A 21,543-nucleotide genomic window follows, 5' to 3' on the forward strand; every position below is an offset into this window, starting at 1 on the left:
GACTTGATTTGCTCAAAAATGATACAATCTGAATGCTTGCCGAGAGACTGAATTCACGTACAATTGATTCTATATTGCTCTCGGCCCAACTCAATAGGTACTAGAATGACTTCCCAAGTAGAAATCTCCACCGACAACTGCCGTCTTTGCGCTGTGTTTGGGCGTCAGATAGACGCGCCCCCAGGTATTGACTCCCCTTGGCTGAAAGACAGCAAGTATGCTGCGCTCATTTCGTTCGGCGCAATAGTGCCGGGGTGGACATTGTTGAGTCCGCTGAGTCATGCCGCCAATATGCAGAGCTCCTATGCGGATGCGAATTTTTGGGACTTTGCCGCCCAAGCGGAAGCCTACCTTAGTGCAAGATATGGCCAAGTAGCTGTGTTTGAGCATGGCCCTATCGCATCGGAATCGTTAACGGGCTGCGGCACGGGTCATGCTCACATGCATCTGGTTCCACTTACATTTTCTTTGGCTGCAAAGGCGATTGAATTTGATGAAGTAAAATCTTGGATTGAGTGTTCGGCCTTAGATGTTTCTAAATACGCTGCTGGGCACGAATATTTGTTCGTGTCTGACAAATTTGACGGCGCTCAGACGAAGGGGCTCCTGTGTATTTTGAAAGAGCCTACATCGCAATTTTTCCGAAAAGTTATTGCTCGGCAACTTGGTATGCTTGAGTTTTCAGATTATCGGAAATATCCAATGTTGGATATTGTTGAGACCTCCAGCCAACAGCTCGCCGCAGATGTAGCTGCTCATATGGTTAACATAGCCTAGCGTTGCGCCCCAGGCCATGTCAACTCCAACAGAGAACAGTGGCGGCGACGCCAACGATTCATCGACATCCCAAGAAGCGTTGAATTTGGTTGAAAAAGAACCCGAGACTCCTCATTCGTCTAGTGCTGAAGTCGCAGGACTTAACATGGATGGGCGGCTCATTGGTGGTTGGGAAAGCCGATACCCTAAAGAGGCAATCGCTGAAATACGTATTGACGCCTGGTTTGTTGGTGCGGTTCTATTCGTAACGCTTGTGTCGTTAGTTTTGGTTTGGAATGGGACAATGCATTCTCTTGCCACTTTGATTTGCAGCCATAAATGTACGGCGAGTAGTTTTGATAAGTATGCGCTCTTCTTTTTAGGCGGATTATTAGGCGGAATATTATTTGGCATTAAATACCTCTACAAAGCTGTCGCTCGGGGTATTTGGAATATGGATCGGCGTCTTTGGAGGATATTTTCTCCCTTCGTGTCTGGTGGTCTTGCCTTGGCAGTTGGCGCGATGATTGATTCTGGTATCGTGGGCCTAACGACGAATGCTCATTCGGCTTCTTCTTATTTTTCAATGGGGTTCATCACTGGCTATTTCGCCGATGGTGCGCTGGCTAAAATGCAAGATGTGGCGGATACTATTTTTGGATCAGGTCGACGTTCTTCATCAGAGCCGTCATCCGAAAAGTAACGCTCTGATATCCTCAGGAATTCTCTTAGGTGATACCGCGAGCTAAACCATCGCTGCGAACTAAGCAGCCATTAAAACCAGCGAATTCTATAATACTTGTATCTGGGAACGATGTATCAATTTTCCCTCCTGAACAGGTTACAGAAAAAAATGTCGGGTTAAAAGCATTTGGATTGGTTAGCATTCCTATTGAATGGACTAAGCCATATTTCGTGATATCCGCTTCAATGCCTGCAGCTCAGGACGCCATAGATGAAGCATTAACTCTCGCAAAAATATCGTTTAACGCTCGGGTGCTTGTCCGCTCAAGCGGAGTTAACGAATCTATAGAGGATCGCGGTTCTTTAACCTCTGTTCCCTGTGCGCCCCACGAGATTGCTGCAAAGATTAAGCAGTTGGCTGCCTCTAATGATGTCTACCGTGACGGGACGGTTCATTGGCTAGTTCAGGAGCTGGTACATACGGAAGCGAAGGGCCATCTTTCAAACGAACGACGGCTAAACAAGGCGCTAAGAGACTGGATGGCCGAAGTCGAGCTGTCGGCAAACAGCCCAGCTGAATCACATCGTATAGCTATTCGTCCTTGGCGCGACGCTCAACCGCCCGAGCCTGCCGTTCTTTCCTGCCAATACCGAGCAAACTATATTAACCGATTAGAGGACGTGGCAAGGTGGGCCTATCAACGCCAAATCCGGGTCCATTTTGAATGGGTCTGGGATGGTAGCGTTGTGTATATTGTTCAGGCCGATCCATCGGATATAACGATTGCCGGAGTCTCGCCTGAGTCTTTAGTGAAGATTCCTGGCGGGAAATTTCACCCTGCCAAGTTACGAGTTTTTCGCATAGCAGGGGCCGAAGAGTTTGAAAAATATAAAAAACTTGGTAACGCAAATTTGTATCAAGGCACTGGCTATAAAATGCCTAATTTTTATATACTTGATAATGACGACGAAGTAAAAAAAATACTTGAAACTGGGGTTTGCAGCGACGATTTGATTCAGGATTTGGTAGCGCTGACCTCACGCCCCCTTGTTATTCGCACCGATGGTGGAACCATCCCGAACGGAAAGAGCCATATGCTTCCGAGGAGCGACGAGCTTCGTTCTCCCGAGGCGGCTCAGGAATGGTTGCTAGGAAGGTTTCGTACAGCTATTGCTACTGGTAAGCTGCAAGACTGTAATCTTTGTTTAATTGCACATCATTTTATACCGGCTGTAGCGTCAGCATGGTGTCAAGCGCACCCCGCCGAAAGGCGCGTTCGTATTGAGTCTTTGTGGGGAATTCCTGAAGGGCTCTACTGGTATGCACATGACGTGTTTGATGTCGATACCCGAGATGCCCATATTAAAGCCGATGCTGATCGTCCTTCTGGCTTACGTGTTCGAGAACGCACTCGTTTTAAAAGCCGATTTATCGCACCAGACATTAATGGGGCTTGGATTGTTCATCTAGCTGTTGATTTGCACCGAAAATTGACCCACTTTCCCCAGTAATTTGCAACTGAATCTGACCCACGTGAAGAGCACAATTCGACCTGTCTCATCGGCAGGAGAACGGAGTGATCAACGTGGCGTTACTAGGCATAATTCGACGCTGGCACATTCGTGACCAGATTCCCCTACGGGAGATTGCCAGAAGGCTGGGCATCTCACGTAACACCGTCCGGCGCTACTTGCGTTCGGAGACCACCGAGCCTAGCTATGCGGAACGCCGTATAGCGAGCGGGCTGGATAAATATTCCGTGCAGTTATCAGGATGGCTCAAGGCCGAGACGGGCAAGCCGCGTAAGCAGCGCCGTAGTTTGAAACAGATCCACGCGGACCTGAAGGAGCTGGGATATGAAGGATCCTACGATCGCGTGGCAGCGTTTGCCAGGCAGTGGAAGGCGGGTCAAACTGAGTGGGTCAATTCATCGAGCAAACGAACAGAGGAAGGAGGTCCAGACTCAGATCAGAGTAATTTCATTAAAAAGGACGGGTCGGAATTCAATGCAAATTCCGGGTCAATGTTCAGCGCAATTTAACAGACTGCAATCATGGCGCGCTTAAACATCACCCAAGGTGACGTTGAAGCTATAAGGCTAAAAAAATATAAGGCTCGAGGAGGATTTGATAAGGGATTGTTGCTGTCGAAGACGAAACTGGCGTCTACCTTTTTAGCGGTAGAAAAAGACATGCTCTCTTCTGAATCTAAACATTCGAATCGAACTTTATCGTTACCATCCGATTTGCCAGTTCTTGCAAGTGAAATACATTCAGACAAACGATTTGACGATAAGGGAACAATGGAGCGCCAGTTTACTGTTTTGTTGCCCGCGCATGCTGAAAATATTGGTTCATTAAAAACATTATTTTCATTGAAGTGTTGATTTGCACCGAAAATTGACCCACTTTCCCCAGTAATTTGCAACTGAATCTGACCCACGTGAAGAGCACAATTCGACCTGTCTCATCGGCAGGAGAACGGAGTGATCAACGTGGCGTTACTAGGCATAATTCGACGCTGGCACATTCGTGACCAGATTCCCCTACGGGAGATTGCCAGAAGGCTGGGCATCTCACGTAACACCGTCCGGCGCTACTTGCGTTCGGAGACCACCGAGCCTAGCTATGCGGAACGCCGTATAGCGAGCGGGCTGGATAAATATTCCGTGCAGTTATCAGGATGGCTCAAGGCCGAGACGGGCAAGCCGCGTAAGCAGCGCCGTAGTTTGAAACAGATCCACGCGGACCTGAAGGAGCTGGGATATGAAGGATCCTACGATCGCGTGGCAGCGTTTGCCAGGCAGTGGAAGGCGGGTCAAACTGAGTGGGTCAATTCATCGAGCAAACGAACATACGTCCCGCTAACGTTCGCTCCCGGCGAGGCTTTTCAGTTCGATTGGAGTGAAGATTGGGCTGTCATCGCCGGCGAGCGGACCAAGCTGCAAGTTGCTCATTTTAAACTTAGCCACAGTAGAGCATTCTTCCTGCGAGCCTACCTATTGCAGACGCACGAAATGCTGTTCGACGCACACGAACACGCTTTTCGCGCATTCGGTGGCGTCCCACGGCGCGGCATCTACGACAACATGAAGACCGCTGTGGACAAAGTTAGGACAGGCAAGGACAGAGACGTGAATGCAAGGTTCACCGCAATGGTCAGCCATTACCTCTTCGACGCTGAATTTTGCAACCCTGCATCAGGTTGGGAGAAGGGTCAGATCGAGAAAAACGTTCGCGACAGCCGCCACCGCATTTGGCAAAAGGTGCCTGAACACGACTCACTCGAAACGCTCAACGTGTGGTTAGCAGATGAATGCAAGCGGCTTTGGAAAACCGTACAGCATCCCGAAGCGGATCTCTCGGTCTGGGAGGCCTGGGAACTGGAGCGCTTAAGCCTTATGCCAAATGGAAAGCCCTTTGACGGCTTCGTGGAACACACCAAAAGAGTATCCCCCACTTGCTTAGTGACCTTCGAGCGGAATCGATATAGCGTGCCGGCCGCATTCTCCAATCGACCAGTGAGCCTTCGTGCCTACGCTGCAAAGATAGTCATCGTGGCTGACGGTAAGGTCGTCGCTGAGCACAACCGAGATATCACCAGAGATCATGGTCCTGGCAACACTATCTACAACTGGCGTCATTACTTGGCAGTTGTTCAGCGCAAACCGGGTGCGTTAAGAAATGGCGCGCCGTTTGCGGAGATGCCCGCTGCATTCCGGAAGTTGCAAAGCATCTTGCTCAAGCGCCCGGGAGGCGACCGCGAAATGGTCGATATCTTGGCCTTAGTCCTTCTACACGACGAACAATCTGTGATCACCGCTGTGGAGCTAGCAATCGAGGCAGGCACGCCCTCCAAGCAGATAATTCTCAACACCCTAAGCAGGCTACTAGACAGCAGCCCAGCGCCGCTTATAGAGGCTCCACAGGCCCTTAGCCTAGACATTGAACCACTGGCGGACTTTAGCCGCTATGACCAACTTAGACACCAAAGGAGAAATTGATGCGAAACGACGCAATGATGGAGATGTTCCGTGGCTTAAACTTACGTGGCATGACCCAGGCGATGGAGGAACTGGCACGACAGAATTCCCCAGCATTTCAGGCCGCGTTACCGATCGTGGAGGGCCTTCTCAAGGCCGAAGCTGCTGAGCGGGAAGTTCGATCACTGGCCTACCAAATGAAAGCCGCCCGATTTCCTGCGTATAAGGACATTGGCGGCTTTGACTTTGGCTGTAGTCCAGTAAGCGAGCCGCTTATCCGTCAGCTTCACACCTGCGAATTCTTGGATTCGGGGCATAACGTCGTGCTTGTCGGTGGTCCAGGAACAGGTAAGACACACCTCGCAACAGCAATCGGTACTCAGGCCATAGAGCAACATAGCTGTCGCGTTCGCTTCTTCTCTACTGTCGAACTGGCCAACCTTCTTGAAGCTGAAAAGCAGCAAGGTAGGTCTGGAAACCTAGCGATGAAACTGGTCAACACGGACCTCGTGATTTTGGATGAAGTGGGATATTTGCCCTTTAGCCAAACAGGCGGCGCTCTGCTGTTCCATCTAATCAGTAAGCTCTACGAACGGACCAGCCTGATTATCACCACCAACCTGGGATTTTCTGAGTGGGGATCAGTGTTTGGAGACGCAAAGATGACGACCGCGCTACTGGACAGGCTTACTCACCACTGCCACATTATCGAAACTGGCAATGACAGCTATCGTTTCAAAAATAGTTCCACACAGCCAATAGGCAGAGGAAGGAGGTCCAGACTCAGATCAGAGTAATTTCATTAAAAAGGACGGGTCGGAATTCAATGCAAATTCCGGGTCAATGTTCAGCGCAATTTAACACATTGAGTAATCATGATGGAAGCGGGCACGAAATGCTGCTGGACTTGAACTTGGAGAGGAAAAATTCAGAATTACGCTTTCGAGTAAGGCTAATTAATACCTCGAAGCAATTGGATTTACCATTCGATCCAATTGAATAGAGTTATGCCGCTTGCATCGAAGCACGCAAGCCTGGGCATTCTAGAGTGTTACCAAGGAAAATCGCCTCAGTTCCCCGGTAGCGGTTCTGAGCGCAATAGCTTAAACTATAATTGACGAATTGGTAATTTGCATACAATTCGCGAATTGGAGGCACATCATCGTAAGAAATCATACAATGCTGACGAATTCTGGTGGTCGCATTTGCAACATCAACATGATCCGCATGTTGATAATGATGTTCATATAAATCGCCTCCTTTAACATAGTAAGGAGGATCTAAATAAACCAAGGTATTTTCTGGTAAGGCCGGTACTACAGAGTCGATCAATGTTACTGCATCCAAGTTGTATAAATTAATCACACTTCGATGTGCAGCGATTACCTGGATTCTCCGAATTAATTCATCTTTTGAAAAACGAGCGTCGATCTTAAAGTTACCTGTTTGCTGTTTGCCGCCAATAACGCCGGCGTTTAGAATCCCAGAACGATTTGTACGATTAAGAAAGAAAGTAGAGAACCCCAGCTCTAGGGTATTTACTGTTGCTTTGTTCTTTTGCACGGCTTTTTGTTCGTACCAAGTATCCATATTAACAGCAACATTCGCTATCATATTGCATAGCTGATCTGGTGCCTCAAGCACAGAATGCCAGAACGCCCAGACGGACCTGTCCAGATCGTTTATGTGTACACGCTCGACATACTCTTGAATGGCCAAATCCAAAGCGATAGATGCTCCGCCCGCGTATGGTTCGACGTAGTGCCCCCCCATGAGGCGATTGTGCCGCAGCAATGCCTTTACATACTCTGTAAGTTTGGTTTTGCCGCCGGGGTAGCGTAGCGGAGAATGATATGGTGACACTTGTACTCCTGAGGTTTGGCGACACTTTACTCTTTTTTGGCGATGCTGGCCACCCTATTAGACCTCCGCGACGAGCTTGATGAATGGAGCGATATTGTCCCAAGCAGTCTTCAACTCAGACGCGATGGGATTGGCGTGCATCGAATGCACGAAGGCATGCAGTGTAGTGATACTGCCAGCATAGGCCTTAGGGTCAGAGTCGATCCCAACAAGGCGATGGACGTTCTGCTCTTGATTTTTGTCTAGTTTTCCTTTGGATTTAAGGTCGGCAGCTGCTCCTTTTGCTTTTTCTGCGAGCGTGGCCTGAGGAGGGCGCTTCATTGCGACAGTCAAATTGGTTCTCGAGATGTAGTCGTCTAAGCTGAGTTCTATATATGTGCGTAACAATACTGCTACTGCGTTCTCATGTTTTTCGACCTCTAACCTACGAAGCTCAGCATACATTTTTCCCAAGCGAGGGCATGAGGGATTGGTACGTATAACAAACTCCCTCGGGATCAGAGCTTTGCGCGTGCTTACCCGCAGGCGGGGCTTGGGGTCTGCCGCAGCGATTACCGGCGGGGGCTGGATGACGGTATCTACATCGATTTGCCATGCCGTCACGTTGGCAGTGTTGTCCGGTTTTGCTGAGGCAGGAAACTGGGCGATGTACTTTTTTCGATCTCCCTTCAGTTTCAGCTTTGTTACGTTCCAAGTACCGCTGGCTAGGTCGACCACGACTTGGCGAACGCCTTTCGCCAGTTCTTCCGCAGGTACGGTAGCTAAAAGTACATTATTTGACAGGGTCAGCCCAAGTGCGCTGCGAACGTCAGGGTCGCCGAGTAGGCGATTTAGCGTTGATAAGGGGAAGGGGCTGCCCCCCGGCCCTTTTAGTTCTGCATCTGAGAACCAATTTTTGGCCTTGCCAAAATCCAGTAATTCCAAGCCTATGTCGCCATTATTGCTATATCGAGCTTGCGCACTGGCATCCCAGGGTACCGTGCCCGCCCCGCCATTTTCGCCCGTATGTTTCAAGTTAATCCAAACGTCGGCCTTTTCTCTGGTTGCGAAGAGTACGACAGTGACCTTATTGGTTTCAGTGCCAGCAGTCTGAGTGGCAAGCTTTTTCATGCGCTTGCAAAACGTGGCGACACCCAGTCCGTCTGGCATCGAGTCAAGTAGGATTGGCTTGTTTAATACTTTAAGGACGGCGGCTCGGCGGTTGCCTTCCAGCACTGCGTAGCGAGTGTCGTGTTGAACAACAGCAATCAGATCGATCGGATTCTGCCCGAATTCGATTATATGCTCGGCCAAGCGAATACTTTTTGGCATATTGGAGAGTAGAATTTTCTCCATAGCCTCTCGGTCGCTATTCTGTACTGGGTATCGCGGGTTTCGAAGATCGAAGTCGAGTTTAGTTACAGGTACTGTTATTTGAGTCATATCAATCCATTGCAGATGAGTTCTGCTAAATGTACTCTGTTTTGTGTCTACTTGGAAATAAAGTATATTTTGGCAGCATGCAGTTTGCAAAGACGTCGAGATATCAGTTCAGAGGTGCATATTGAAGCCTCTGAATTTCCTTAAAATTTTTGGAAGAAATGGTGGGAATTTTTATGGACCCAGGGCACTTCAGGGAGAGTCTCACGGGGAAAAAAGACTGGGGTGTCACTCAATGCCCAGTTCGAAAGCACTCACTCTTGCCGAGCTATCCTACCTATGGGCTACCTTTTCTAGGGACGTAAAAAAGAGCTACGGGCTAATGCGCGTAACTCTTTGATTTTAATGCTTATTCTTGGTGGCCCGGGGCGGAATCGAACCACCGACACAAGGATTTTCAAGACGAACGTCGTGCTTTCGGCAACGCTGCGATTTCTGGCGATCAAGGACTTTCTATGCAGTAAGGAAGGTCGATGCTGTTTGGGATGGATGATCACTCGCTGGATTCGGCTTGCCCCCTGCCGGGCTGATGTGTCGGTACTCAAGTACTGTGATGCTTACCTCTATAGGCTATTGGAAGTGCTAGATTCTTCGCACGGGACCGGTATCAGACCGGGAACTTTTCTATCTCTGAAAAATTGTATGAGGGACTTACCTCGTGCGCCGGTTCTGATGCGCCCTGTGAATACAACCTCTTCTCCCAAAAAGACCGGGAAAAGACCGGGGCATTAGCTTGAACGCTGCGTAGCTGATACTTCTGTTGGCCTAACTTATTGGGGAGCAGTATCCGCTGGAGTGAGACGCGTTCAGCATACCGTAGGCGAGAGCTTGGAACGAACCGACCCAATCGACAAATCGACCGGGCTGTGTGTTTAGTGGACGGCAAGTCCCAGCGGCTGCTGGAGCTTGGCTAGATGGATGGTGTTACGCCTGGTCGCTTCGTCCTGCGCGTGGTAGTCGTCGTCAATGTGGCTCACCATGGCGAAGCCAATCTCGAATGGAAGGCAGTAGCGCAGCGGACGGGTTCGGCGGGAGCGTCTTGCGGCACATTGATTTCACCGATGTCCTCGTCGTAGTCGAGCATTTCCTTCGCTGTTAAATTGCGCTGAACATTGACCCGGAATTTGCATTGAATTCCGACCCGTCCTTTTTAATGAAATTACTCTGATCTGAGTCTGGACCTCCTTCCTCTGCCTATTGGCTGTGTGGAACTATTTTTGAAACGATAGCTGTCATTGCCAGTTTCGATAATGTGGCAGTGGTGAGTAAGCCTGTCCAGTAGCGCGGTCGTCATCTTTGCGTCTCCAAACACTGATCCCCACTCAGAAAATCCCAGGTTGGTGGTGATAATCAGGCTGGTCCGTTCGTAGAGCTTACTGATTAGATGGAACAGCAGAGCGCCGCCTGTTTGGCTAAAGGGCAAATATCCCACTTCATCCAAAATCACGAGGTCCGTGTTGACCAGTTTCATCGCTAGGTTTCCAGACCTACCTTGCTGCTTTTCAGCTTCAAGAAGGTTGGCCAGTTCGACAGTAGAGAAGAAGCGAACGCGACAGCTATGTTGCTCTATGGCCTGAGTACCGATTGCTGTTGCGAGGTGTGTCTTACCTGTTCCTGGACCACCGACAAGCACGACGTTATGCCCCGAATCCAAGAATTCGCAGGTGTGAAGCTGACGGATAAGCGGCTCGCTTACTGGACTACAGCCAAAGTCAAAGCCGCCAATGTCCTTATACGCAGGAAATCGGGCGGCTTTCATTTGGTAGGCCAGTGATCGAACTTCCCGCTCAGCAGCTTCGGCCTTGAGAAGGCCCTCCACGATCGGTAACGCGGCCTGAAATGCTGGGGAATTCTGTCGTGCCAGTTCCTCCATCGCCTGGGTCATGCCACGTAAGTTTAAGCCACGGAACATCTCCATCATTGCGTCGTTTCGCATCAATTTCTCCTTTGGTGTCTAAGTTGGTCATAGCGGCTAAAGTCCGCCAGTGGTTCAATGTCTAGGCTAAGGGCCTGTGGAGCCTCTATAAGCGGCGCTGGGCTGCTGTCTAGTAGCCTGCTTAGGGTGTTGAGAATTATCTGCTTGGAGGGCGTGCCTGCCTCGATTGCTAGCTCCACAGCGGTGATCACAGATTGTTCGTCGTGTAGAAGGACTAAGGCCAAGATATCGACCATTTCGCGGTCGCCTCCCGGGCGCTTGAGCAAGATGCTTTGCAACTTCCGGAATGCAGCGGGCATCTCCGCAAACGGCGCGCCATTTCTTAACGCACCCGGTTTGCGCTGAACAACTGCCAAGTAATGACGCCAGTTGTAGATAGTGTTGCCAGGACCATGATCTCTGGTGATATCTCGGTTGTGCTCAGCGACGACCTTACCGTCAGCCACGATGACTATCTTTGCAGCGTAGGCACGAAGGCTCACTGGTCGATTGGAGAATGCGGCCGGCACGCTATATCGATTCCGCTCGAAGGTCACTAAGCAAGTGGGGGATACTCTTTTGGTGTGTTCCACGAAGCCGTCAAAGGGCTTTCCATTTGGCATAAGGCTTAAGCGCTCCAGTTCCCAGGCCTCCCAGACCGAGAGATCCGCTTCGGGATGCTGTACGGTTTTCCAAAGCCGCTTGCATTCATCTGCTAACCACACGTTGAGCGTTTCGAGTGAGTCGTGTTCAGGCACCTTTTGCCAAATGCGGTGGCGGCTGTCGCGAACGTTTTTCTCGATCTGACCCTTCTCCCAACCTGATGCAGGGTTGCAAAATTCAGCGTCGAAGAGGTAATGGCTGACCATTGCGGTGAACCTTGCATTCACGTCTCTGTCCTTGCCTGTCCTAACTTTGTCCACAGCGGTCTTCATGTTGTCGTAGATGCCGCGCCGTGGGACGCCACCGAATGCGCGAAAAGCGTGTTCGTGTGCGTCGAACAGCATTTCGTGCGTCTGCAATAGGTAGGCTCGCAGGAAGAATGCTCTACTGTGGCTAAGTTTAAAATGAGCAACTTGCAGCTTGGTCCGCTCGCCGGCGATGACAGCCCAATCTTCACTCCAATCGAACTGAAAAGCCTCGCCGGGAGCGAACGTTAGCGGGACGTATGTTCGTTTGCTCGATGAATTGACCCACTCAGTTTGACCCGCCTTCCACTGCCTGGCAAACGCTGCCACGCGATCGTAGGATCCTTCATATCCCAGCTCCTTCAGGTCCGCGTGGATCTGTTTCAAACTACGGCGCTGCTTACGCGGCTTGCCCGTCTCGGCCTTGAGCCATCCTGATAACTGCACGGAATATTTATCCAGCCCGCTCGCTATACGGCGTTCCGCATAGCTAGGCTCGGTGGTCTCCGAACGCAAGTAGCGCCGGACGGTGTTACGTGAGATGCCCAGCCTTCTGGCAATCTCCCGTAGGGGAATCTGGTCACGAATGTGCCAGCGTCGAATTATGCCTAGTAACGCCACGTTGATCACTCCGTTCTCCTGCCGATGAGACAGGTCGAATTGTGCTCTTCACGTGGGTCAGATTCAGTTGCAAATTACTGGGGAAAGTGGGTCAATTTTCGGTGCAAATCAACACGGGTCAATTTGCATACAAATTGACCCGTTTAAATTCAGAAAACGGTGTAACTTCAGGTGGTTAGGCCAGTGGCCTTGCGCAGAGAGTTCTTACGAATAGCCTGCGTCCAATTCAAATTTTTGACCCTCTAAAGTTGCATCAGTCATGTACCAACCTCAACAATAAAATTGGACACGAAATGGGCCATGGGAATACTGGAAGAAGACGAAGACCCGGGTGGGATCTGATGATAATGTCATGGTGCAGGGGGCGTATTGATAAGTCGCAAAGACCAAACGAGGATTGGGGATAGTGATGCGATGACGGGCAGGCGTCAGCCGCGTGCGGCGTAACACAGACTAGAACCGAGACGAATTGACCGAATCGACAAATCGACCGGCCGAGTGTGCCGATTGGACGGCAAGTCCCAGCGACTGCTGGAGCTTGCCTAGATGGTGTTGTTACACCTGATTCGCCTCTTGCTGCGCGCGGTATTGGCCATCGATGTAGCTCAACACTGCGTAGCCAATCTCGAACGGAATGGTAGTGGCGCAGCGAACGGCTTGGGTGGGAGCTTCATGCGCCACTTTGATTTCACCAATGTCCTCGTCGTCGTCGAGGATTTCCATTTCCTTAGTATACTGCCGCAGGCTGTCGAAGCTAAATGGACGGCAGTGAAGGAATGACTCGACGATGACGGGCACGATGATGCCTTGGTCTTTCAGGACAATATCTTCATACAGAACGGCCTCGATTCTTGCGGCCGCCATCACCTGATCGTCTGTAACCCAGAACACGTTGTCGTTCATAGTGAGCTCTACCTCCGCGTCGCGATCAAAGGGCAGGTGAAGATAGATGATCACGTTGGGTTGGGCCGGAGAAAACGGCTGCTGATCGAAGGGCAGCAGCCACGACTTGAACTGAATGTCATCTTGGGGGTAAACCAACAACGTGTAGTCGGGATGGGTGATGGCTTCCCACTCATCCTGAATCTGAAAGTCTTCGCGGACAGGGACATGTTGCTGCGTGCCATCCTTCAGCAGCGAGATAGTTTGGGCGTGCATGGCCAACATATCGGTGTAAGCGCCGTCGATCGAAATGGTCACAGGACGGTGGGAGAGTACGTTTTTCATAAATGCTTTCTGTTTAGGTGATAGGTCATTTTCGACAGGCATACCCGAACCGAATACTGGGCGGGTTCGGGTAGCCTTATCAGGCTTGAGCTGGATCGGTTTTGATTTTGCTTACGGTGATGCTGCGATTGCCAGAGTGCGTGAAGGCGAGTCCGATGCCACAGGCACTCAGGGCAGGCGCAATTCGCTTGAGGCGCTTTGACAGGCTATGTGGAGAATCCGGCCAGCCCTTACTGCAACGTTGCGCCTCGTCAGCTAAGTCTTCGAGTTGTTCGAGGAGGTCGGTAGGCGTCGTCTTTTTGCTGGCCTGCCCCCCATCGAATCCCTGAACATAGCGTGTCAGCACTTGGGCCAGCGCATTGTCAGTGAGTACATTTTTCATCTGATCTCGCTGGTTATTCGCGTAGGCGAGTGTGAAGCTGCCAGGCTTCCAGCCCAGCGCTCTTTCGACCGCAATGCCCCACTGGGAGAAGTCAGCCATGCGCGAGTCCGGTACTTCGTGAACGTTGTCCACTTCGGCTAGGGTCCGGCTCAGAGCATCCATCAAGCCTGCGAAGATGCTTGGTTGTGCAGCGGCGAAGCTGCGATTGAACTCAGCCTCCGTACGGCGAACCTTGATTGCAGGCAGTTCCAGCTGGATACTTCGGCTCAGTAGATCAGGCTGGGATGCAATGTCGCCAATGCCATTGAGAATGCATGGTTTAACCGTGTAAAACAGCGTCTCATCGGTATTGCTGTAGAGCGAGCGCGTACGCAAGCCGCTGCCGTGGGTGAATCGGCAAAGTCCATCCGACATCTCCGCGCTAATGTCACGCAAGTTGTCCAGCACAATCATATGAACGTGGACTGCCGCGATCACGAGATCGGTGAGGTTGCGAGGCGGTGCTTGCGTCGCAACCGTGCTGGGATCAATCAAGCTACGCAGTACCCGGCAGAATGTGGACTTACTCGATCCTGCGATACCGGAAACGATCAAGATGGCGTATGGCCCGCCCGGACGGTAGCAATAGAGCATGAAGACCACGACGAGGTACCAAGCATCGTCATTCTCTACGTTGATGAACTCGCGCAATAGTTCCAACTCTGGAGTTACCCCCAAGGGCATGGGCAATGGCGTCATGCCCTTGGAGCGCCGGAAGAATGGCTGATCGTCTTCGTAATTAAAAAGATCGTAGCCGCTGGCATCAACCTTCAGTACCTGGCGTTCTGCATTGCACAGGTCGATGTAGATGCCATTGTTTGTGGCGGGCGCAATCCTTGTATGTACATCGACAATCGCTGCAGGCTCGGTTTCGGCAATGAAGCGGAGTTCATCGAGGATATCCGGTAGCCAGTTCTTGGGGACACGCACGGACAATGTATCCCATATCGTTTTCCTGATATGGCTTTCGACTTTCACGGAGGTCAAGGGAAAGGTATCAAAACCGTCGCCCGTGTTCACGGTAACGAATGGATCGCCAGCGGGATCAGCGGTGATGGTCAACTGTTCTCGGAGTTCCAGGAAGATGCGATCCAGCAGTTCTTGTTTTTCTTGCTTCTTATCTCGGGACATTTCTACTTCCTAATTGTCGTGAAGATGCTTAAATCAATTCCAAGAAGTCCGGAAGAACAAAGGCCATGGAATCACCCCAGAATTTCTCTACCGGAGCGGTACTGGCACGACCAACGGCCTGGAAGTTCACTTCGGGGAGCCGCAAGACGGCATCGATGGCCAGCGGGTAGCCGCAATGATTGAGCACTTCCGATTCGCCGCTTACCGCGTAAGGCATATCGAAGCGCGAACGGCAGTCGGCGTGAGTGATCATTGTGTTGCCGTAGAGCTCAGGCATGGACGACAGGAATTGCCACAGCAGGCGGTAAGTCTTGATGCCGACCGTACGATCGAGCAGGAGCACGAGCATGGTGCGAGGGTGATCTGCGGATGCTGGCGTCAGCGGATAAGCGAAGCCACACAGATGCGCTTGAACCAGGCACTGATGTACTTCCGCCGGAGTATAGTCATCGAGCTGAAAGGCCATAAGGTCAGCGCACAAGAACTCGGGCTGCTGCTCCATGGGCATGTAGGCTGGACACCATGCTTCTTTTTTCTGCGAATGTTTGCGCAGGGCTTTATGCGAGAGTGCATTGAAGTCCTCGAAGCGCTCCCAGTAGCAAACGTCGGCCTCGCGATTTACGTGTTGCAGGTCATTGCGGCCTTGCGGGAACATCGATAGGCCGACAAGGCGACGCAGCTGATAGATGTCTTGAGTGGCGACCATAAATTTATCTCCAAAAAAAATGCCAAAGGGGATGCACCAGCCTTGGGGAAGGCTGGCGCTACGGAAGCAATGCGCCCTTCCTGAGAAGGGGAAGCAGAGGTCACTGAGCTGGAATGGCGACGTCTCGACTTGGACGTTAGCTCTGTAGGTGGGCGCTGTGAGTGAGCGTCCGAATTGTCCAAATTGTCCGGCGGGACATTTGGACGTTTTGGTCGGTAGGATTTATTGCTGCAGTTACTCGCGGTTCAGCGCCCGCCCGATCGCCGCACTGACCTTATTTGATGCCGACTTCAACGCAGCGTCGGACAGATGGCTGTATCGTTGCGTGGTCTTGGGATTACGATGACCCAAAATTTTCTGCACTGTGTACAGGCTCTCTCCAGCGTTAACAAGTAACGACGCGTGCGAGTGGCGCAGGTCATGGAGTCTAAACGATTCGATTTTGGCGGATCGAATGGCACGCATCAGACACTTTCGCGGGTTGTTCAGCGGTTTGTTAGGATCGACCTTGCCGGGAAAGACAAACGGGCTGCGCGTCTTCGGAATGCTAGACAGTAGCTGTAGCGCCTCTTCGTTGATTGTAATATCCCGTGACCCAGTTTTACCTTTTGGGATATGCCAGGTTTCGGCGGCGAGCGAAATGTCTTTCCAGCGGGCCTGCAACACTTCCTCGCGGCGTAGGCCAGTTAGCAACAAGAGCTTGATAGCCGTGGCAGCTTCTTGGTTCTCGTCGCGATCAAGCGCCTTGAACAGGCGGCCGATCTCGTCTTCGCTCAGGAACCGGTTCTTCTGATTGTCCTCCTTAAATTTATCTATCCCCTTGCAGGGATTTTTTTCGATCCGCTCCCACTTAACGGCGAGCGAGAACATCTTGGAGAGTAGTGCCAGGTGCCGATTGGCGGTACTCTTGGCGAGCTTGCTAGACAGCGAGACGTGATACGTTTGGATATCGCGGTACGAGATGTCGCACAAGCGGCGCGAACCGAAGTGTGGGATCAGGTAGAGCCTTAGTTTGGACTCGTCGGAGTTAGCAGAGCGCTTGTACTGCTCTGCAAAATCCATGTATTCCTTGGCGTGCTGCTCGAACGTTGGCATGCCGCGCACACGGTCGCCTTCATCGTTTGGGTTAATGCCGCGATCGAGCAGCACCTTTGCATCAATCGCTCTTTGCTTGGCTTCGGCAATTGTGATGCCGGGGTAGGTGCCAATGCGCATATAGTCTTTGATGCCCTGATGGGTGAAGCGATATCCGAACGTGATCACACTTGATTTCGAGACGCCGATTTTCAGGCCGGGTATCTCGATATCGGTGTATTCGTCTTGGGACGAACGGGAATCTTTTGGGCAAGGCGGAAGCGCATCGAGCGTCCGCTTGGTGAAGCGAATTTTTCGATTGGTTTTCATGACGATATCGTTGGGGATTTCCCCTCTCGGATGACGAGGGGTTATTACTACGCTCAATCTGCCGCGCCTACGCGGCTCGGCAGTATGAGCAACGCAAATTGTTAAAGAGTCCGTGTGCATGCGCGTTGTGCGGATGCCGGATACAGCAAAGCTAAAGGGACGGCACTACAGGATCGTCAGGCGCAACAAAGCCGATTGACCGAAGTCAGAATTGCCTCGTTGCGAGCAGCTAAAACGCAGCTGCGCCTGAGATAGGGATGCTGGATAACACTACTCTCCAGCTACAGGAACGAATTTGCATTCGTTAGACGTTACCGCATTACCAATAACGGATGCGAATCCTATCACGGTAAATAGTTCATTGCAACGACTGTGGCCTTTCGGCAACGTTGAAAGTCTGCGGTACGACTCTAGTCTTCGAAGTCCCAGGAACAAATCGGCACCGATACCGCTATTTTTCAATCCTGCTCGACGTTTCAACCGGCATTGTCCCCGTCTTGCAGTCTTCTCCACTGACCTGGCCCCCGCCCGGTCTATCCCCGGTCGGGCGCGCTGCGAACGAGCCTGACCCATCGTGCAAAATGCCTCCTTTCCTGTATTGAATGCGCTGGCTGGATATCGCGAAAGTGCGGAGGCAGGGTAGGGCTCAAGAAGTTTCCTCTCCGATCTCAGAAGTCAGTTCTTTTTGCTAGCTGCCTAACGTTAGTATTCGCAAGGCAAAAGGATAGTGGTCACCGAGCGATCATGCTCGGTGATGACCCACACACGCAGCGCAGTGTTGAGCTGATAGGCCGACAGTAAGCGATGCCCCTGCTTTAACGCTTCCTCGTTGGCTGCGCGGTCTTCTTTGCTCACGTCGCCCCAATCGCCATTCGTATGTCTGGTCAGCAGATCGAACGGCCAAACGCCATGCTTCGACATCGCATCGAAGGCTCCGGGCGTAGCTACAGTTTTACCTGTATCGAACAGGCGTGCGCGGGCCATACCGCCATCTTGGGTTTGCATGGTGTTCCTTTGAAGTTGAGGTGGTTTATTACGTATTGCTGCCGGCTCTGGCCGTAACTTGAACACATAATGTGGCGCCCATGGCCACGATGGTGTGACGGACTAAGTACGGGGAGGGCAGCGACACATTAGCGCGGTAGTGCGGTATAGACGAACATTGCTTCGGCAAGTTAAATGCTCTCGTGTATGGTCAGTACACGTATCCGTAGTCATTCCATTCTTGACGAAGTTCAATGTAGGCGTTGTCGGGATCGGGCGATCGCCGCACGTCATCAACTTTAAGGAAGATGCGTTCGCGGCGTTGAGCGCCGTCAAGGCTGTAGTGCCTACTGGAGCGGAAGAAGTCCGCCTCAACGCCGAGCATGGCTTCATCCAATGGAATCTGCACTTCAATGAAATGCTCCGGCGCGAGGTCCGCCGTAAGGCTGCGCAAACCGGTGATCGCAAATACCACGCCTTCCGATAGCAGTCGATCAGGCACGATCGGATCTACGCCTTCAGCCATCCAGTCCTCCGGTATTATGCTGACCATGTATTCGTTCTCTGGGCATTGGTAGTAAACAGCGCCAGTGTTATTCGGGTTGAACGCTTCGCCTGACCAGTATTGCACCGATGGTCCATAGTACGAGGGAAGATCGGGAGCGTTTTCGAATAAGCATCCACGAAGGTTGTCCGGTGCATGGACGTGGTGCGCGAATAAGCTAGGGTTTTCTGGCGAGAGCCTAAGCTTGATTTGCGCATCGAGCGGGAGCGCATCGAACTTCATCTTGGATGGGGACTTGAGATAATAGCCCTCGCGTTTGGTGGGGTTGGTGACCTCTTGATCTGCCAGCGATACGCGTGCGTAATGTCCAAGATCATCCATTTCGAGTGCGGTCGCTAACGCCGCCGAAGTGACGTATATGGTTGCTTGCATTGATTTCCTCATGAATTGGAAAGTGGTGGGATGGAGTAGCCTTTGCGGATCAGCTTGATGCGATGTTTTGCCTCGATCTGAGTGCGCCCGATACTGAATAGGCTTTGGTCAACAGGGCCAGGAGGGTTAGACGCATTTTTCTGGACGATGTCTTTGCGGATCGCATCCTCACCGATACTCGGATCGAACCGGAAGTTGCCATTGCTGTACAACACGCGATCAACGCTATATGTGCCGTTGAACACGAAGCGGCGAGCTTCTTCATCCGTGTTCACGCGTACGACCTGAATAGGTTTACCTGCGCGCGGGGATTGGCCGATGTAGTAGTGAGGGAACGTGCCAATAGGATTGGCGCGGCGGAAGCTATAGGCGAATTCGCGCTCTAGCATTTCCAGCACTTCACCGCTGGTTGCGATGAGGTCGATATCCGCAAATTCGGTGTGGACTTCCGGAGCCATCAGGTGCTTTACCACGCCCCCGAAAATGTAGATATCCTGATGGGACATCAGGCGATTCATTATCAGTTCGGTATCCAGAATGATCTCGTGCCCCCAAAATTCTTGCGTAAGTAAGTAGCGGCTTTGCAGGCACAACTGCTTGGGGACAAAGACCAGCTCGCGATGGCCGGCATTGAGGTTAGAGTGATTGATCGGATAAATGCTGTTCAGATTTTCCCGTAACAGCAGTCGCGCGCGTAGCTTGCGCTGTAGCTGCGAGTACTGCGGCATAAGTCGCAAAATCTGCGCCTCAGGTAAGGGTGGAAGTACGAGCGAGTATTCGACCTCCAAGCCTTTCCATTCAGACCTGTGCCGTTCGATTCCGTGCATTACTTCTTGGTCGAGGGAGATGGAGACTTGCTGAACGCGGCCCTTAAGGCTCGCGATAGGTGAAGTCTCGCGAGTGATGATCCTAGTGTAGAAGCCGTGGCTTTGGATAGTGTCTATCATCGTCAGCAAGGCATCGCGGTTCTCATCGATTTTGTACAGCGGGTCAGCACCACCGCTGATGGTAACGAAGGCCTTCTTGCATTGACCGATGAACTTAGCGACGGCATCCTGCCCTTGAGCGCCGTGGGGTAGAAATGGGGAACTACGCCAATTGCAGTAGGAGCATTTCTTTGCGCAGCCAAAGCCATGCTCCTTCCAGTTGACGATAATTGTATGGTTTGGTGTGAGCATTTCTCTCTACTTTTTTTGCGGTAAGATAAGCGTCTTCTTCGCTGGCCCGGAAGAAGATGCCGAGGTAATTGTGGAGGAAGGTGCGATCTCGATTTTTGTCCCCTGGGGCGTCAGCGCCGCACCGATCCAGGCGCCGAGGTCCACGGCGATGACATGCTGGGACTCCGCATCCTTAGCGGCATCTAACACAACTTCTTTGCGTAAGATGGCGGCAAGGAAGCCAGCGTTATTGCTGCTACGGCCGGTGAACGCCTCCCTCAATGCTTTGGAGGGGAAGGGCGTGGCCGCATCGCACTTCTGGAGGCATTGGACGATTTGGACGAAAGGGACGATCTCCTTGCTGAAGTAGCCGCCACCTTCATTCTCGGTGATGCGGATATACAGAGATGCCCTGTCGTCGCTGGCGAGAATCTGGTACTTGATGCCGCCTTCAGCATGCTTGCCGAGCTTCTTGCATCGACCCTCCTTGAGCAACCAGTACGGCACACTGATGCTCTCTGCTGCTCCTGCAACTTGTTCGGCACTTTCGCTGTTCGGATTGGTGGCCTTCGCGTTCATAGGATTCCTTCCTGTAGGTGATGATTAGCGCCGATATTTCAGCGAGATATTGAGATCGAGTGTGGTGATGCGCTTGGGTTTGGTTGGCTTACCCCGGCCGCTGGAGCCGATTGCGCGTACTGCTTTGCGAATGGTGACTTGCTGGGGGATGATGGAGAGGGGGAGATTCGTTTTCTTCATTCGGTGCCTCGGAAATAGAAAAAGCCCGAATGGCGTAAACCATTCGGGCTTTTAGGGGGGGGGGCTTGATGGGGCCTTGGCCCTATCCTTTGGGTTAGAAGACCACATTGAACTTCCCTTTGTATTGAGGGTCGCTCGCCAGCGATTTGCGCATGGCCGAATTGATGATCATCTGGGCAAAACCCTCCGGGGTGAACTTGATACCACTTTTTGCCTCTCCGGGGCTGACGAACATAATTACCTCGGTTGTCTTCGACGATGGCTCAACATCGAAGTTGGCGTAGCCCTTTTCCGTCTTGAAACCGTCATTGGCTTCGTAGTTGAAGGTGCAGACCGTTCGTCCGTTGGCGGTGCGCACGCCTTTGGTGGCGGCCTCGGTGAAGCGGTACGAGAGCTTCTTGCTGATCGATTCAGGCAAGACGTAGGTGTCGAGCTTCACGATCGGACGGCCCCACATTGGATCGACCGCGTTCCCGAATTCATCCAGGCTGACGTTCTTCATAGGACGCGGCCCGTTGGCGGCAAGATAGCTCACCATCTGCTTGTTGATTGATGGAATATAGGCATTACAGTCCTGCGCGGCATAGACTGGGCTAGACAACAATGCTATCGGGATGAGTGCGGTGCTGATGCCAAATTTCAGACGTTTCATGATTTCCTTTTATGCG

The 21,543-nt window shown here is 51.7% G+C and carries 20 protein-coding genes and 1 pseudogene; 7 read left to right on the plus strand and 14 right to left on the minus strand.

The window, feature by feature from the left end:
* Nucleotides 1-105 precede the first annotated feature (105 nt).
* From ACEN9F_RS22630 to istB (ACEN9F_RS22660), 7 genes and pseudogenes are all read left to right on the plus strand, one after another.
* Entirely contained in the window at nucleotides 106-777 is a 672-nt protein-coding gene (locus tag ACEN9F_RS22630) for a hypothetical protein (protein ID WP_413423555.1), read from the plus strand.
* 16 nt (nucleotides 778-793) lie between these two features.
* On the plus strand, nucleotides 794-1,459 hold the full coding sequence (locus tag ACEN9F_RS22635; RefSeq protein ID WP_413423557.1) for a hypothetical protein: 666 nt from the start codon (nucleotides 794-796) through the stop codon (nucleotides 1,457-1,459).
* A 29-nt stretch (nucleotides 1,460-1,488) separates the two neighbouring features.
* On the plus strand, nucleotides 1,489-2,952 hold the full coding sequence (locus ACEN9F_RS22640; protein ID WP_413423559.1) for a hypothetical protein: 1,464 nt from the start codon (nucleotides 1,489-1,491) through the stop codon (nucleotides 2,950-2,952).
* 65 nt (nucleotides 2,953-3,017) lie between these two features.
* Nucleotides 3,018-3,344: pseudogene (locus tag ACEN9F_RS22645) on the plus strand (helix-turn-helix domain-containing protein); the annotation flags it as partial.
* Between the two features lie 150 nt (nucleotides 3,345-3,494).
* Complete coding sequence (locus ACEN9F_RS22650) at nucleotides 3,495-3,827, plus strand: hypothetical protein (RefSeq protein WP_413423561.1); 333 nt, start codon at nucleotides 3,495-3,497, stop codon at nucleotides 3,825-3,827.
* A 99-nt stretch (nucleotides 3,828-3,926) separates the two neighbouring features.
* A complete protein-coding gene (istA, locus tag ACEN9F_RS22655; RefSeq protein WP_413423563.1) occupies nucleotides 3,927-5,444 on the plus strand; it encodes an IS21 family transposase in 1,518 nt (505 codons plus the stop codon).
* The gene (istB, locus tag ACEN9F_RS22660; protein WP_413423565.1) at nucleotides 5,444-6,220 is read left to right on the plus strand and encodes an IS21-like element helper ATPase IstB; all 777 of its coding nucleotides are present in this window, start codon (nucleotides 5,444-5,446) and stop codon (nucleotides 6,218-6,220) included. Before istA (ACEN9F_RS22655) ends, istB (ACEN9F_RS22660) begins: the two co-directional genes overlap by 1 nt.
* Before the next feature lie 208 nt (nucleotides 6,221-6,428).
* Here the strand turns inward: istB (ACEN9F_RS22660) and ACEN9F_RS22665 are convergent, their stop codons facing one another.
* From ACEN9F_RS22665 to ACEN9F_RS22730, 14 genes are all read right to left on the minus strand, one after another.
* Nucleotides 6,429-7,286: a DNA adenine methylase gene (locus ACEN9F_RS22665; protein ID WP_413423567.1), complete on the minus strand. Its 858-nt coding sequence runs from the start codon at nucleotides 7,284-7,286 to the stop codon at nucleotides 6,429-6,431.
* Between the two features lie 57 nt (nucleotides 7,287-7,343).
* Nucleotides 7,344-8,621: a hypothetical protein gene (locus tag ACEN9F_RS22670; protein WP_413423569.1), complete on the minus strand. Its 1,278-nt coding sequence runs from the start codon at nucleotides 8,619-8,621 to the stop codon at nucleotides 7,344-7,346.
* Nucleotides 8,622-9,864: 1,243 nt separating this feature from the next.
* The gene (istB, locus tag ACEN9F_RS22675) at nucleotides 9,865-10,641 is read right to left on the minus strand and encodes an IS21-like element helper ATPase IstB (RefSeq protein WP_413423565.1); all 777 of its coding nucleotides are present in this window, start codon (nucleotides 10,639-10,641) and stop codon (nucleotides 9,865-9,867) included.
* On the minus strand, nucleotides 10,641-12,158 hold the full coding sequence (gene istA, locus ACEN9F_RS22680; RefSeq protein WP_413423563.1) for an IS21 family transposase: 1,518 nt from the start codon (nucleotides 12,156-12,158) through the stop codon (nucleotides 10,641-10,643). Before istA (ACEN9F_RS22680) ends, istB (ACEN9F_RS22675) begins: the two co-directional genes overlap by 1 nt.
* A gap of 546 nt (nucleotides 12,159-12,704) precedes the next feature.
* Nucleotides 12,705-13,376 (minus strand): hypothetical protein, encoded by a 672-nt coding sequence (locus tag ACEN9F_RS22685; protein WP_413423570.1) that lies wholly within the window; start codon nucleotides 13,374-13,376, stop codon nucleotides 12,705-12,707.
* A gap of 79 nt (nucleotides 13,377-13,455) precedes the next feature.
* Nucleotides 13,456-14,928, minus strand: coding sequence for a hypothetical protein (locus ACEN9F_RS22690; RefSeq protein ID WP_413423572.1), 1,473 nt, complete (start codon nucleotides 14,926-14,928; stop codon nucleotides 13,456-13,458).
* A 28-nt stretch (nucleotides 14,929-14,956) separates the two neighbouring features.
* On the minus strand, nucleotides 14,957-15,634 hold the full coding sequence (locus ACEN9F_RS22695; protein ID WP_413423574.1) for a hypothetical protein: 678 nt from the start codon (nucleotides 15,632-15,634) through the stop codon (nucleotides 14,957-14,959).
* A 234-nt stretch (nucleotides 15,635-15,868) separates the two neighbouring features.
* Nucleotides 15,869-17,038 carry a tyrosine-type recombinase/integrase gene (locus tag ACEN9F_RS22700; RefSeq protein WP_413423576.1) on the minus strand — a complete coding sequence of 390 codons (1,170 nt, stop codon included), beginning with the start codon at nucleotides 17,036-17,038 and terminating at the stop codon, nucleotides 15,869-15,871.
* 702 nt (nucleotides 17,039-17,740) lie between these two features.
* Complete coding sequence (locus tag ACEN9F_RS22705) at nucleotides 17,741-18,043, minus strand: type I restriction endonuclease subunit M (RefSeq protein WP_413423578.1); 303 nt, start codon at nucleotides 18,041-18,043, stop codon at nucleotides 17,741-17,743.
* Between the two features lie 190 nt (nucleotides 18,044-18,233).
* On the minus strand, nucleotides 18,234-18,959 hold the full coding sequence (locus ACEN9F_RS22710; RefSeq protein ID WP_413423580.1) for a hypothetical protein: 726 nt from the start codon (nucleotides 18,957-18,959) through the stop codon (nucleotides 18,234-18,236).
* 8 nt (nucleotides 18,960-18,967) lie between these two features.
* Nucleotides 18,968-20,137 (minus strand): hypothetical protein, encoded by a 1,170-nt coding sequence (locus tag ACEN9F_RS22715; protein ID WP_413423582.1) that lies wholly within the window; start codon nucleotides 20,135-20,137, stop codon nucleotides 18,968-18,970.
* Between the two features lie 6 nt (nucleotides 20,138-20,143).
* Complete coding sequence (locus ACEN9F_RS22720; RefSeq protein ID WP_413423584.1) at nucleotides 20,144-20,695, minus strand: hypothetical protein; 552 nt, start codon at nucleotides 20,693-20,695, stop codon at nucleotides 20,144-20,146.
* A gap of 24 nt (nucleotides 20,696-20,719) precedes the next feature.
* The gene (locus ACEN9F_RS22725) at nucleotides 20,720-20,875 is read right to left on the minus strand and encodes a hypothetical protein (protein ID WP_413423586.1); all 156 of its coding nucleotides are present in this window, start codon (nucleotides 20,873-20,875) and stop codon (nucleotides 20,720-20,722) included.
* Nucleotides 20,876-20,969: 94 nt separating this feature from the next.
* A complete protein-coding gene (locus ACEN9F_RS22730) occupies nucleotides 20,970-21,527 on the minus strand; it encodes a hypothetical protein (protein WP_413423588.1) in 558 nt (185 codons plus the stop codon).
* Nucleotides 21,528-21,543 lie beyond the last annotated feature (16 nt).

The organism is Duganella sp. CT11-25 (assembly GCF_047302815.1).
GTDB lineage: Bacteria > Pseudomonadota > Gammaproteobacteria > Burkholderiales > Burkholderiaceae_D > Rugamonas.